Annotated in this window: 14 protein-coding genes; 6 read left to right on the top strand and 8 right to left on the bottom strand. The window is 74.2% G+C overall.

The window, feature by feature from the left end; translation table 11 throughout:
* Window positions 1-145 precede the first annotated feature (145 nt).
* Together MJ876_RS03190 and MJ876_RS03185 are read right to left on the bottom strand one after the other, a co-directional pair.
* Entirely contained in the window at window positions 146-412 is a 267-nt protein-coding gene (locus tag MJ876_RS03190; RefSeq protein WP_240234625.1) for a metal-sensitive transcriptional regulator, read from the bottom strand.
* A gap of 43 nt (window positions 413-455) precedes the next feature.
* Entirely contained in the window at window positions 456-869 is a 414-nt protein-coding gene (locus MJ876_RS03185; protein WP_240234624.1) for a DUF302 domain-containing protein, read from the bottom strand.
* A 90-nt stretch (window positions 870-959) separates the two neighbouring features.
* Between MJ876_RS03185 and MJ876_RS03180 the strand changes: the two genes are divergently transcribed.
* The 5 genes from MJ876_RS03180 to MJ876_RS03160 all read left to right on the top strand — a co-directional run bounded on the left by MJ876_RS03180 (window position 960) and on the right by MJ876_RS03160 (window position 5100).
* Entirely contained in the window at window positions 960-1274 is a 315-nt protein-coding gene (locus tag MJ876_RS03180; protein WP_240234623.1) for a rhodanese-like domain-containing protein, read from the top strand.
* Window positions 1271-2662 (top strand): MBL fold metallo-hydrolase, encoded by a 1392-nt coding sequence (locus MJ876_RS03175; protein ID WP_240234622.1) that lies wholly within the window; start codon window positions 1271-1273, stop codon window positions 2660-2662. Before MJ876_RS03180 ends, MJ876_RS03175 begins: the two co-directional genes overlap by 4 nt.
* The gene (locus tag MJ876_RS03170) at window positions 2659-3486 is read left to right on the top strand and encodes a sulfite exporter TauE/SafE family protein (protein ID WP_240234621.1); all 828 of its coding nucleotides are present in this window, start codon (window positions 2659-2661) and stop codon (window positions 3484-3486) included. The genes MJ876_RS03175 and MJ876_RS03170 overlap by 4 nt, the downstream gene beginning before the upstream one ends.
* A 54-nt stretch (window positions 3487-3540) precedes the next feature.
* Complete coding sequence (locus tag MJ876_RS03165; RefSeq protein WP_240234620.1) at window positions 3541-3768, top strand: rhodanese-like domain-containing protein; 228 nt, start codon at window positions 3541-3543, stop codon at window positions 3766-3768.
* A gap of 261 nt (window positions 3769-4029) precedes the next feature.
* On the top strand, window positions 4030-5100 hold the full coding sequence (locus tag MJ876_RS03160; RefSeq protein WP_240234619.1) for a zinc-binding dehydrogenase: 1071 nt from the start codon (window positions 4030-4032) through the stop codon (window positions 5098-5100).
* A 130-nt stretch (window positions 5101-5230) separates the two neighbouring features.
* On the opposite strand, the gene lon is transcribed toward MJ876_RS03160, so the two are convergent.
* The gene (gene lon / locus MJ876_RS03155; RefSeq protein ID WP_240234618.1) at window positions 5231-7594 is read right to left on the bottom strand and encodes an endopeptidase La; all 2364 of its coding nucleotides are present in this window, start codon (window positions 7592-7594) and stop codon (window positions 5231-5233) included.
* 211 nt (window positions 7595-7805) lie between these two features.
* On the opposite strand from lon, the gene MJ876_RS03150 reads away from it, so the two are divergent.
* Complete coding sequence (locus MJ876_RS03150; RefSeq protein WP_308192550.1) at window positions 7806-8690, top strand: amidohydrolase family protein; 885 nt, start codon at window positions 7806-7808, stop codon at window positions 8688-8690.
* Between the two features lie 10 nt (window positions 8691-8700).
* Here MJ876_RS03150 and MJ876_RS03145 read toward each other — a convergent pair whose 3' ends face one another.
* Genes MJ876_RS03145 through MJ876_RS03125 form a run of 5 tightly spaced genes read right to left on the bottom strand, consistent with a single transcriptional unit; the run spans window position 8701 to window position 13154 of the window.
* Complete coding sequence (locus MJ876_RS03145; protein WP_240234617.1) at window positions 8701-9561, bottom strand: alpha/beta fold hydrolase; 861 nt, start codon at window positions 9559-9561, stop codon at window positions 8701-8703.
* On the bottom strand, window positions 9558-10814 hold the full coding sequence (locus tag MJ876_RS03140; protein WP_240234616.1) for an FAD-dependent oxidoreductase: 1257 nt from the start codon (window positions 10812-10814) through the stop codon (window positions 9558-9560). The genes MJ876_RS03145 and MJ876_RS03140 overlap by 4 nt, the downstream gene beginning before the upstream one ends.
* Window positions 10811-11125 (bottom strand): 2Fe-2S iron-sulfur cluster-binding protein, encoded by a 315-nt coding sequence (locus tag MJ876_RS03135; protein ID WP_240234615.1) that lies wholly within the window; start codon window positions 11123-11125, stop codon window positions 10811-10813. The genes MJ876_RS03140 and MJ876_RS03135 overlap by 4 nt, the downstream gene beginning before the upstream one ends.
* A gap of 32 nt (window positions 11126-11157) precedes the next feature.
* Complete coding sequence (locus tag MJ876_RS03130; protein ID WP_240234614.1) at window positions 11158-11907, bottom strand: SDR family NAD(P)-dependent oxidoreductase; 750 nt, start codon at window positions 11905-11907, stop codon at window positions 11158-11160.
* Complete coding sequence (locus MJ876_RS03125) at window positions 11904-13154, bottom strand: cytochrome P450 (RefSeq protein WP_240234613.1); 1251 nt, start codon at window positions 13152-13154, stop codon at window positions 11904-11906. The genes MJ876_RS03130 and MJ876_RS03125 overlap by 4 nt, the downstream gene beginning before the upstream one ends.
* Between the last annotated feature and the right edge of the window lie 18 nt (window positions 13155-13172).

Genomic DNA, 13172 nt, shown 5'->3' with positions numbered 1-13172 from the left:
CCGTCAGGCGGCCACGACGGCACCGCCCGCGACCGCCGGGATCGACCGGCGGTTCGGGGACCGGTTCCCGAAGGGTCCAGGGGGGTCGGGCGTCCAGGCCGGCGTCCGAGACCACCCGCGACCGGGCCGAGCCGGGCAGGCGGGATCAGGCCAGAGCCAGGAACAGCTTCTCCATCCTCTTGACGTCGACGCCGTCGAGGCCGTCGTCGGACTCGGCGAGGCAGTGCTGGAGTCCGGTGGCGACGATGGCGTAGCCGCTGCGGGAGATGGCCTTGTTCACAGCGGCGAGCTGGGTGAGCACGGACTCGCAGTCGGAGCCCTCCTCCATCATGCGGATGACGCTGCCGAGGTGGCCGTGAGCCCGCTTCATGCGGGTGATGATCGCCTTGATCTCGCTGGGTTCGAGGTCCATGGGGGTGCTCCTGTGGCTGTCGGTGCTGGTGGGTGGGGTCTGCTCAGCCGAGGGCGTCGAGCATCGCGGTGAGGCGTGCGCGCGCATCGTCTGCCACGTCGGTGAGCGGTGAGGTCTGCTCCGGGTCCGCGGCCTTGCCGCCCATCGCGACCATGGCCGCGGGGTCGAAGGCCTCGACGACGCTGGTGGTGCCGTCGACCGCACGGACGACGACGTTGCAGGGCAGCATCGCGGCGACGGACGGGTCGGCCTGGATCGCGACGTGCGCGAGCTGCGGGCGGCACGCTCCGAGGATCACCTGCGGCGGCAGGTCGGCGCCGATCTTCTGCTCCAGCGCCGCCGCGAGGTCGATCTCGGTGAGGACGCCGAAGCCCTGCTGGCCGAGGCCCTCCTTCACGGCGACGACGGCGGCGTCGTACGGCAGGTCGACGGTCGTGCTCAGCGTGTCGTCGCTCATGGTCACGACTTTACATCCCCCTGGGGGGTTCCGTTAGCGTGGGATCCAGAACCCCCTAGGGGGATGCGCCGACGTGAGAAGGAGAGTCCCATGAGCGACGCCACCCTCGACGACCTCGCCACCGCGCTGGAACGCGGCGACCCGGTCGTCGACGTCCGAGAACCCGACGAGTACGCCGCCGGTCACGTGCCCGGCGCGACCTCGATGCCGATGGGGCGCCTGCCCAGCCGGCTCGACGAGCTGGACCGTTCGCGACCCGTGCTCGTGGTCTGCGCCTCCGGCAACCGCTCGTCCGCGATGACCGACGTCCTCCTCGCCCACGGCTTCGAGGCCCGCTCGGTCGCCGGCGGGACCCACGCCTGGGTCGAGTCCGGCCGGCCGGTCGAGCAGGGGGCGCGCCGATGAGCGACACGAGCGACCTGACTGTGCTGGTGATCGAGACCCCCACGCTCGGAGACCGCTCGTACCTCGTCCACGACAGCGAGGTGGCCTTCGTCGTCGATCCGCAGCGCGACATCGACCGGGTGCTGGCGCTGCTGGACGAGCACGGCGTGCGCCTGAGCCACGTCCTCGAGACCCACCTCCACAACGACTACGTGACCGGAGGACTCGCGCTCGCCGAGCGCACGGGAGCGGCGTACCTCGTCAACGCGGCGGACGACGTCGTCTTCGACCGCACGCCCGTCCGTGACGGGGAGACCCTCGCCCTCAGCGAGCGGATGCGGATCACCGCCCTGGCCACCCCGGGTCACACCCACACCCACCTGTCCTACGCACTGGCCGACGCGCGCACGGGCGAGCAGGTGGCGGTGTTCTCGGGAGGCTCGCTTCTCCACGGCGCCACGGGTCGCCCCGACCTGCTCGGCCCGGAGCACACGCACGACCTCGCGCGGGCCCAGCACGCCTCGGCCCACCGGCTCGCCGCGCTGCTGCCGGACGACGCCGAGGTCTTCCCGACCCACGGCTTCGGCTCGTTCTGCTCCGCCACCCAGTCGCAGGCCACCGCCTCCACGATCGGGCACGAGAGGACCGCCAACCCGGTGCTCACCCAGGATGAGGAGACCTGGGTGACCGAGCTCCTCGACGGGCTCGGGGCCTACCCGGCCTACTACGCCCACATGGCTCCGGCCAACGCGGCGGGTCCCTCCGAGCCCGACCTGTCGGCTCCGGCCCAGGCCGAGCCCGACGAGCTGCGGCGTCGCATCGAGGCGGGCGAGTGGGTCGTCGACCTCCGCAACCGCACCGTCTTCGCCGCCGGCCACGTGCCGGGCTCGCTGAACTTCGGCCTCGACGGCGGGTTCGCGACCTACCTCGGCTGGCTCGTCGAGTGGGGCACCCCGATCACCCTCCTGGGCGAGAGCGCGGACGACGTCGCCGAGGCGCAGCGCGAGCTGGTGCGCATCGGCATCGACCGCCCCGCCGCCGCAGCCACGGGCTCCCCCGAGGACTGGGTCGCCGGCACCGGGACCGGGCTCGGCTCCTTCGCCACAGCGACCTTCGCCGACCTCGTGCAGGTGCGCCACCACCGCGACGTCGTCGTGCTCGACGTCCGCCGCACCGAGGAGCACGCCGCCTCGCGCATCGACGGCGCGGTCAACATCCCGCTCCACGAGCTGCCCCGCCGACTCGCCGAGGTCCCGGCCGGCGAGGTCTGGGTGCACTGCGCCGGCGGCTACCGCGCCTCGGTCGCCGCGTCGTTCCTCGCCGCCGGTGGCCGCCCGTTGGTCGCCGTCGACGACGGCTTCGACAACGCCGGCGAGGCCGGGCTCCCGCTGGTCGACGCCGCGGCATGAGCCCAGCGCTGCTCGCGACCGCCGTCGTCGCCGGGTTGCTCATCGGGCTCAGCCTGGGGGCGCTCGGGGGCGGCGGGTCGGTGCTGGCGGTGCCAGTCCTCGTCTACCTGCTGGACCAGACGCCGGCCCAGGCGACGACGGGCTCGCTGGTGGTGGTCGGCCTGACCTCCCTGATCAGCGCCGTCACCGCCCACCGACAGGGCACCGTGATGCTGGGGCGGGGGATGGCCTTCGGCGCTACCGCCATCGGTGGGGCGGCGCTCGGTGCGAGGCTCGCCGCCCACGTGCCCGACGCCGTGCTGATGGCCGCCTTCAGCGTCCTGCTCGTCGTCGTCGCCGCGGTCATGGTGCACCGCCAGCTCGCAGCGCGACGGGACGGGACGCCGCGACCCCGGCCTCGCGTCGACGACCCGATCCTCACCTTCAGCCCGACGTTCGCGTGCGCCTGCCCGCGGGCGTTGAGGGTCCTGGTGACCGCGACGGTCGTGGGCCTGCTGACCGGGTTCCTCGGCGTGGGCGGCGGGTTCCTCGTCGTCCCCGCCCTCGTGCTCGCCCTCGGCTTGCCGATGGACCGCGCCGCCGGCACCTCGCTCGTCGTCATCACCATCACCTCCGCCGCGGCACTCGCCGTCCGGGCGGGCTCCGGGATCCAGCCCGACTGGGTCCTGGTCGCCCTGCTCACCGCCGTCGCCGTCGCCGGAGGCTGGCTAGGCGCACGCCTGGCCTGCCGGGTCCGCGTGGCACGGCTGCAGACCGGGTTCACCGCCCTGCTCCTCCTGGTGGCCGGACTCACCGCGGCCCAGGCCGTCCCTGCCCTGCTCTGACCCGTCCCGAGCACGACCCACCCAGCTCACGACCTCACGACACCGGAGGCCCTCATGACCCCCACGACCCTCGACCCCACCGACCTGCGCGACCTGCTCGACCGCCCCGACGCACCCCTCGTCCTCGACGTCCGCACCCCGGCCGAGTTCGAGAGCGCGCACGTGCCCGGCTCGTGGAACCTGCCGCTCGACCTGCTGCGTGAGCACCGCCGCGATCTCGTGGACCGCCTCGACCACGTCGACATCCGCGACGTCCTGGCCACGCTCGACGGCGGCGTCTGACCCACCCCGACCGACAGGAGGACCGAGAGATGTGTCGAGCCGTCACCTGCAGGACCTGCGGCAGGACGACCTGGGCCGGCTGCGGCCGGCACGTCGCCCAGGTCGAGGCCGCCGTCCCCGCCGGCCAGTGGTGTCACGGGCACCCGAGGAGCAGCAAGCGATCCTGGGTGGACCGCCTGCTCCGGCGGTGAGCTGAGGCGTGGTTCGGACGCGTCGCGCCGACGAGCGCCGAGCGCGACCCGCGTGAGCCATCCTGGCGCGATGAGCGACGTCGCGAGCCAGGGAGCCGACCTCATGCGAGCCGCGGTCATCGACCGTCACGGTGGCCCCGAGGTGATCGAGCTGCGGTCGGTCCCCGTGCCCCGCCCCGGTCCGGACGAGCTGGTGGTCCGCGTCGCCGCTGCCGGGTGCAACAACACCGACATCTGGACCCGTGAAGGCGCCTACGGGAGCGGATCCGGCGTCAGGGCCGGATGGCTGGGACCGCTGTCCTTCCCGCGCGTCCAAGGCGGGGACGTCTGCGGCACCGTCGTCGAGCTCGGCGCCGGGGTCGGCGACCGGGACCTGCTCGGCGCGCGGGTGCTGCTCGACCCGGCGGGGTACGACGGACCGGGCCGCGACGCCTCAGTCGCCGACGTGCTCGGGAGCGAACGCGACGGGGGGTTCGCCGAGCGGGTCGTGGTCCCCGCCGTCCGGGCCCACCGGGTCGACGACTCGCCGCTCAGCGACGTCGAGCTCGCCGCGCTGCCGATCGCCTACGGCACCGCACTGGGGATGCTCGAGCGGGGCGGGGTGGGGGAGGGTCAGCAGGTGCTGGTCACCGGGGCCTCCGGCGGTGTGGGTCTCGCAGCCGTGCAGCTCTCCGGCGCCCGCGGAGCACGGGTCGTCGCGGTGTGCGGTGCGCACAAGGCGGCCGCCGTCCTGGCCGCGGGAGCCGACGTCGTGGTTCCGCGCGACGGCGACGTGCTGACGGCTGCGGCCGACGCTGCCCCCGAGGGGTACGACGTCGTCGTGGACCTCGTCGCGGGGCCGTTCCTCGGCGAGGGGCTCGGGCTGTTGCGCCGCCGAGGCCGCTGGGTGGTCTCCGGTGCGCTCGCCGGCTCGGACGTCGCCTTCGACGTCCGACGGCTCTACCTGTCGGACCTGACCGTCGTGGGCTCGACCATGCACACGAGGCGAGTGTTCGACGACCTCGTGACCATCGCTCGACGCGGTAGCGTCCGGCCGGCCGTCGCCGCTACCTACGCGCTCGAGCACCTCGAGGCCGCGCAGCGTGCCCTGGCCACCCGCGAGCACGTGGGCAAGATCGTCGTCGTGCCCTCGTCGTGCTGACCGGCGGCGTGGTCCACAGGTCGGATGGTCCGGGGGGTCGCATCGTCCACCCGCACAGGACTGGGCGCCCCCGGGCAGCACGGGCTGCTCGGGGGCGCCCTGCGTCCCGGCGGAGGGGGGACGGTGTGTCTCAGGCGGCCAGGACGCCGCCCGCGACCGCCGGCTCCTCCAGGGCCGCGGCGAGGACGTCCGCGACGTCCGCCACGGGTCGCACGTCGAGGGCCTCCAGGACCTCCGCCGGGACGTCGTCGAGGTCGGGCTCGTTGCGCGCCGGGATGAACACCGTCGTGGTGCCCGCGCGCTGCGCGGCCAGCAGCTTCTGCTTGACGCCGCCGATGGGCAGCACCCGGCCGTTGAGGGTGACCTCGCCGGTCATCGCCACGTCCGCCCGGACGGGGCGTCCGGTCGCGAGCGACGCCAGCGCGGTGACCATGGTGATGCCGGCCGAGGGCCCGTCCTTAGGCACCGCGCCCGCCGGCACGTGCAGGTGCAGGGCGCGGTCGAGCCCGGTCGGGTCGACGCCGTGCTCGGTGCCGTGGGCGCGCAGGTACGACAGCGCGATCTGCGCGGACTCCTTCATGACGTCACCGAGCTGGCCGGTCAGGTGGAGCGACCTGTCGCCGTCCGAGGCCGAGGCCTCGATGAACAGGACGTCGCCCCCGGTGCCGGTGACCGCCAGGCCCGTCGCCACGCCCGGGACGGCGGTGCGCTCGGCCGACTCCGGGGTGAACCGGGGCCGCCCGAGCAGCTCGCGCAGGCTCTCCGCGGTGACCGTCACCCGCTCCTCGCCGGAGGCGAGACGAGTCGCGACCTTGCGCAGCACCTTGGCCAGCGCCCGCTCGAGCTGCCGCACGCCCGCCTCGCGGGTGTGCTGGGTGGCGACGAGACGCAGCGCCTCGTCGTCCACGCTGACCTCGTCGGCGGTGAGGGCCGCCCGCTCGAGCTGCCGGGGCAGCAGGTGGGTGCGGGCGATCGCGACCTTGTCGTCCTCGGTGTACCCGTCGAGACGGACCACCTCCATGCGGTCGAGGAGGGCCTCGGGGATCTGCTCGGCGACGTTGGCGGTCGCGAGGAAGACGACGTCGGACAGGTCCAGGTCGACCTCGAGGTAGTGGTCGCGGAAGGTGTGGTTCTGCGCGGGGTCGAGCACCTCGAGCAGGGCGGCCGCCGGGTCGCCCCGGTAGTCGGAGCCGACCTTGTCGACCTCGTCCAGCAGCACGACCGGGTTCATCGAGCCGGCCTCGGAGATCGCGCGCACGACCCGGCCGGGGAGGGCGCCGACGTAGGTGCGCCGGTGCCCGCGGATCTCCGCCTCGTCGCGGACGCCGCCCAGGGCCACCCGGACGAAACGACGCCCGAGCGCGCGGGCCACGGACTCGCCGAGCGAGGTCTTGCCGACGCCGGGCGGGCCGACGAGGGCGAGCACCGCCCCCGACCCACGGCCGCCCACGACCTCGAGGCCGCGCTCGGCGCGTCGGGCGCGCACCGCGAGGTGCTCGACGATCCGGTCCTTCACGTCGTCCAGGCCGTGGTGGTCGGCGTCGAGGACCTCGCGCGCCGCGACCACGTCGGTGCGGTCGTCGGTGCTCACCTGCCAAGGCAGGTCGAGCACGGTGTCGAGCCAGGTGCGGATCCACCCCGACTCGGGGCTCTGGTCGCTGGCGCGCTCGAGCTTGCCCACCTCGCGCAGGGCGGCCTCGCGCACGTGGTCGGGCAGGTCGGCGGCCTCGACCCGGGCGCGGTAGTCGTCGGTGCCCTCGGGCTCGCCCTCGCCGAGCTCCTTGCGGATCGCCGCGAGCTGCTCGCGCAGCAGGAACTCCCGCTGCCGCTTGTCCATGCCCTCGCGCACGTCCTGGCTGATCTTCTCGCTGACCTCGAGCTCGGCGAGGTGCTCGCGCGCCCACCCGACGACGAGCGCGAGGCGCTGGTCGACGTCGGGGGTCTCGAGCAGCTCGCGCTTCTGGGTGTCGTCGAGGTACGACGCGTAGCCGGCGAGGTCCGCGAGGGCGCCGGGGTCGCTCACCTGCTGCACCTGGTCGACGACCTGCCAGGCGTTGCGGCGCTGCAGGATCGCGACGGTGGTGCGCTTGAACTCCTCGGCCCGCTCCCGCGTCGCGTCGGTGACGGCGCCGGCCTCGACGGGCTCGGCCTCCACCCACAGCGCCGCGCCGGGTCCGGGCACGCCGTGCCCGATGCGGACCCGCTCGCCGGCGCGCAGGACGACGACGTGGGCGCCCCCGGGCAGGCGACCGACCTGGTCGATGGTGGCGACGACGCCGTGGGTCGCCCAGCGGTCGGGCAGCCGCGGGGACAGGATGAGTCGGCCGTCGGCCGACGCCCGGGCCGCCTCGATGACGGGGCGCACGTCGGCGTCGTAATCGAGCGGCACGACCATGCCGGGCAGCACGACGGTGTCGGGCGCCGAGAGCAGGGGCAGGTGCACCGGTTGGTCCTGGGTCTGGTCGACGGACTGGCCGTCGCGGGCCTCGGTCATGGGGTCTCCTCAGAGGTTGAGTGGTGTCGACTCAACCTCGGGAGCAGGTCGGGCGTTCCGGTCTGGCGTCCGCCCACGGCGAACGCCCGCACGGGGTCAGCGCGGAGGGCTCGGGCGGCGGACGCTTCCAGCTGATGGAAGGGTCGCGGTGCTCGCCCGCCGCACTGTCCTAGCGTCGACCGACGACGTCCGAACAACGCTGGGAGCGCCCGTGGTCTACACGCCCGCCATCGACCTCGACGCGGTGTCCGCGATCGACGTGCACGTGCACGTCGAGCAGGACCACGACGGGTGCCTGTCGCTGGACGACGAGCTGATGGAGGCGTCGGCGAAGTACTTCCGCTCCTCCGACAACCGCACACCGACCGTCGAGGACCTCGCCGAGCGCTACCGGCGGTCCGGGATGGCCGCGGTCGTCTTCACGATCGACGCCAGGACCAACCTCGGGCGCGAGCCGCTGTCGAGCGAGGACATCGCGGCCCGCGCCGCCGACCACGCCGACGTGCTGATCCCGTTCGGCTCGGTCGACCCGCTGCGGGGGGAGGCGGCCGTCGACCACGCGCGCAGCCTCGTCGTCGACCACGGCGTCCGCGGCTTCAAGTTCCACCCGAGCCTGCAGGGCTTCTCGCCGGACGAGGAGCGCTTCGACCCGCTCTGGGGGGCCATCGAGGAGCTCGGCGTCCCCGCCCTGTTCCACACCGGCCAGAACGGCATCGGCGCGGGCCTGCCCGGCGGCCGCGGCATCAAGCTCCGCTACTCCGACCCGATGCTGCTCGACGACGTCGCGGCCGAGCACCCCGGCCTGACGATCATCATGGCCCACCCCTCGGTGCCGTGGCAGGCCCAGGCCATCTCGATCGCGACCCACAAGAGCAACGTGTTCATCGACCTGTCGGGCTGGTCGCCGAAGTACTTCCCGGCCGAGCTGGTGCGGGCCGCCGGGGGGCTGCTCAAGCGCAAGGTGCTGTTCGGCAGCGACTACCCCCTCATCGCGCCGGAGACCTGGATCGAGCACTTCGAGGGCCTCGGGGTGAAGCCCGAGGTGCTCCCCCTCGTGCTGAAGGAGAACGCCGTCGGGGTCCTCGGCCTCGGCTGACCGGCTCCGGTCAGGCCCGGTCCAGCAGGCGCAGCACGGCGTCGGCCACGAGCCCCGGCGCCTCCAGCGGCACGAAGTGGCCGGACGCCGGGGCGTGGACCAGCGTGAGGTCGGCGTACCACTCGTCGAGCCGGTCGCTCCACGCGGCGGGGAACAGCGGGTCCTGCCCCGGCCAGACGACCTCGACGGGGGTCGCGATCCGTGTCTCGGGGCCGGTCTCCGCGCCGGCCCCGGCCGCACTGCCCGTCCGGGAGCGGTACCAGCCGATCGAGGCGGTGAACGCCCCCGGCCGCGCGTAGAGGTCGACGAGCCGGGTCAGCTCCTCCTCGGGCAGCGAGAACCCGTCGCCGGACCAGTGGTCCCAGAAGTGCCCGAGGTACGACCGGACCGCCGTCGGCGAGGAGTCCACGAGGGCGTCGGCGAGCGGCAGGCGGTGCAGCACCTGGTACCAGAACTCCCGCTGCACCGCCGGCGCCAGCATCCGCTCGGCGGCGCCGGGCAGCGGAGGGGTCATGACGGCCGCGGCGACACGCTCCGAGCCGACCTCGAGCAGGCGCTGGACGAGGCGGCTGCCGATGTCGTAGCCCACGAACACGGCCCGGTCGACGTCCAGGTCGTCCAGCAGGGCGAGGACGCTGCGCAGCTGGGCGTCGGCGGAGTAGCCCTCGACGGCGGGCACGTCGTGCCGGTCGGAGTCCCCGAAGCCCCGGAGGTCGGGGACGACGAGACGGGCCCGTCCCTCGAGCAGGGGGACGACGCGCCGGTAGTCGCCGCGCTCGCCCGGCCAGCCGTGGAGCAGGACGACGGGCGGGCCGTCGCCGTGCAGGTCATAGGCCAGCGCGAAGCCGTCGACCGGCGTGGAGCGGTTCACGCGCCCACCGGCTGCTCGACCAGGGTCCGCAGGGGCGCGGTGACGTCGGCGGCCCGCTCCCGCGGGATCGTGGCGCCCTGGGCGAGCGCCTTCTTCACGGTGACGAACTCGGCCGGCGCGTCGACGGTGTCGGCGGCGACGAGCCGACCGTCGCGGTAGTAGAGCGTCGTCAGGCCGCCCCTCGCCGGGTCGCGCCGGACGACGCGCTCGTCGTCGGCGTGGGACACCCCCGCGATCTGCAGGCGGTGCGCCCCCTGGGTCGACCAGAACCACGGCACGCCCGGGTAGGCGAGCTCGCGTCCGAGGAGGGTGGCCGCGGCGACCGCGGCCTGGTCCAGGGTGTTCGAGACGCTCTCGAGTCGCACGCGGCTGCCCGCGGCCGCTCCGGGGGCGGGATGGGGCTGGTTGGCCACGTCCCCGACCGCCAGCGTGAGCCCGTCCGAGGCGAGGGCGCGCTCGTCGACCCTCACCCCGTCGTCGCACACGAGCCCCAGCGACTCCGCGAGCTCGGTCGCGGGGACGACGCCCACGCCGACGACGACCAGGTCGGCCTCGAGGTGGTCGTCCCCGAGGCGGACGCCGGTGACCCGCCGCTCACCCGTCAGGGCGGTGACCCGCGCCCCGAGCCTGACGTCGATGCCGTCCGCTCGGTGGCGGTCGAGCAGCTCCTGGGCGGTCTCCGGGCCACAGGCCCGCGCGAGGAGGCGGTCCGCGGACTCGAGGACCACGACCTCCGCCCCCACCGCGCGGAGGGCCGCGGCCACCTCCAGCCCGATGAAGCCGCCCCCGACGACGACCGCCCTCCGCAGGTCGGGGAGACGCTCCCGGAGCTCCAGCGCGTCGTCGGCGTCCCGCAGCAGCAGCACCCCCTCGAGGTCGCCACCGGGCACCGGCAGCGCGCGCGCCCGCGCGCCGGTGGCGAGCACCAGCCGGTCGTGGGCGATCTCGGTGCCCCGGTCCGTGCGGGCGACGGCGGGCTCCGTCGACCGGTCCACCTCGACGACGCGCTCACCCGGGAGCACGCGGATGTCCCGCTCGGCCCAGAACGCGTCGCTGCGCAGGAGCACCGAGTCCTTCTCGGCCTTGCCCAGGAGCCAGTCCTTCGACAGCGGCGGCCGCTGGTAGGGACGATGGTCCTCGGCGCCGACGAGCGTGACGGGCCCGTGGTGGCCCTGCTCCCTGAGCGCCACCGCGAGCTGGACTCCGGCGTGCGAGGCGCCGACGACCAGCACGTGCGCGGCCTCAGGGTTCACTGCTGCGTCTCCGGCGTCCGGACGTGCATCGGGCGGCGGGGCCGCAGCTGACAGCTCAGGCGCGACTCGTCGCGACGGTCGACCGCCGTCCCCCAGAGCATCTCGTCCTCCATCTCGTCCATGGCGGGGAGGTCCGCGGGGTCGGCGTCGACCACGAAGACGTGGCAGGTCGCGCACGCCAGCGCACCGCCGCACTCGCCGACGATGCCGGGGACGCCCTGACGGACCGCGGTCTCCATGAGGGAGTCCCCGTCGGGGACGTCGACCTCCCGGTCGGTGCCGTCGTCGGCGGTGAAGGTCACGATGGGCACAGGGTCCCCTTCCGGTGGTGTGGGTGCAGGAGTCAGAGGAACTGGCGGCCGCCGTCGACCACGAGGGTCTGACCGGTGACGAAGCCGGCGCCCTCGCCGGCCAGGAAGAGGCAGGCGCCGACGACGTCGGCGGGGTCGCAGGAGCGGCGCAGGGCGCCGCGGTCGACGCCGTACGTGGCGGCGTCCTCGCCCATCTGGCCGTAGCTCGCCTCCGTGAGCACGAAGCCCGGCGCGAGCGTGTTCACCCGGATCTCCCGGCGCCCCAGCTCCTTGGCCATGGTGCGCGTCATCGCGACCACGGCGCCCTTCGAGGCCACGTAGTGCAGCCACTGCTCGGAGCCGCTGAGGACCGTCGCCGAGGCGACGTTGACGACGCTCGAGCCGGCGCCGAGGTAGGGGCTGGCCGCCCGCACCACGAGCCACGGGCCCTTCACGTTGACCCGCATCACCAGGTCGAACTCGTCGGGGTCGATGTCCTCGAGCGGGCTCCGGTTCAAGGTGGCGTAGACCGCCGCGTTGTTGACGACCACGTCGATGCGGCCCTCGCCCAGGTCGGCGGCGGCCTCGGCCGCACGGGCGGTGTCCGTGGCCGACGTGACGTCCACACGGCCCGACCACGTCGCCGGTGCGCCGGCCTCCTCGCTCAGGCGTGCGGTCTCGGCCGCCCCCTCCGCGTCGAGGTCGGCGACGGCGACCCGGTGGCCGAGACCGGCGAAGCCGAGGGCGAAGGCCCGGCCGAGGCCGCCGGCGGCGCCGGTGACCAGGACGGTGGGGGCGCTCACCAGGTCACCGGGACGGCGACGGGGGCCCGCATCGACAGGCTGTCGGGGAACTCGATGGTGTCGGGATCGACGGCGAGCCGCAGGTCCGGCGTCGACGCGGCCAGCTCGCGCAGGGCGATGGCCGACTGCATCTTCGCCAGCTTGTTGCCGAGGCAGAAGTGGATGCCGTACCCGAACGCGAGGTGCTCCCGCGCGTTGGCGCGCCCGATGTCGAAGACCTCGGGGTCCTCGAACCGCGACGGGTCGCGGTTGGCCGCGCCCATCAGGAGGAGCACCTCGGACCCCTCGGGGATCCTGACGCCCGCCACCTCGCCGTCCTTCCGGGCCAGGCGGCGCCACGCCACGATGGAGGGGCTGAAGCGCAGCGCCTCCTCGATGGCGCCCGGGGCGAGCGACGGGTCCGCGACGAGTCGCTCCCACTGGTCACGGTGGGTGAGCAGCAGCCGGACGGCGTTGCCGAGGAGGGTCGTGGTGGTCTCGTGCCCGGCGAACAGCAGGGAGTAGCAGACGGACGCGATCTCGTGGTCGTCGAGCGCACCCTCGGGGTTCTCGGTCTGCGCCCGCACGAGGTCGCCGACGAGGCTGTCGGGCCGGTCGCGGTGCGCGGCCGCGACCAGGTCCAGGCACGCCTGCCAGTACTGGACGAGCGCCTCCGCGTGCGGCAGCTGCTCCTCGTCGCTGAGATGGCCCCAGGTCATCGCGGACCGGGAGTCGGACCATCGCTTGAACGACTCGACGCTGTGGTCGACGTCCACGCCGAGCAGGCTCAGGATCGTCATGACGGGCAGCTGGTTGGTGAAGGTCGGGACGAGGTCCACCGGCCCGCCGGCGCGGTGGACCTGCTCGAGCAGGTCGCGGACGTGCGCCTCGACCTGTGGCTCCAGGGCCTTGAACCGCCGCGGAGTAAAGGCGGCGCTCGCCGACCGCCGGATGCGGGTGTGGACCGGGGGCTGTCGGGCGGACATCCCGGAGTACGCGGTGAAGCCGCCGTCGTCGAGGACCTGCTGGGCCGCGGCGGTGCGCGGGGTGACGGGGCGCTGGGCGTTCTCGCTGCTGAAGGTCTCCCAGTCGCCGAACACGGCCCGGACGTCGTCGTAGCGGCTGACGACCCAGTAGCCGGTGCGCTCGTCGTGGAAGACGGGCTCGTTCTCGCGCAGTCGCGCGTAGGCCGGGAAGGGGTCGTGCTGGGCGAACGGCTCGTAGCCCTGGTGGTCCCCGTGCGCCACGGGGCATCCGGTGGTCGTCATGCGGCGAGTCTCCGACGT

It is taken from the genome of Nocardioides sp. CFH 31398, from assembly GCF_022436705.1.
GTDB lineage: Bacteria > Actinomycetota > Actinomycetes > Propionibacteriales > Nocardioidaceae > Nocardioides.
Note: the sequence above shows the minus strand (reverse complement) of the source record. Positions and strands in the feature narration are given on the sequence as shown.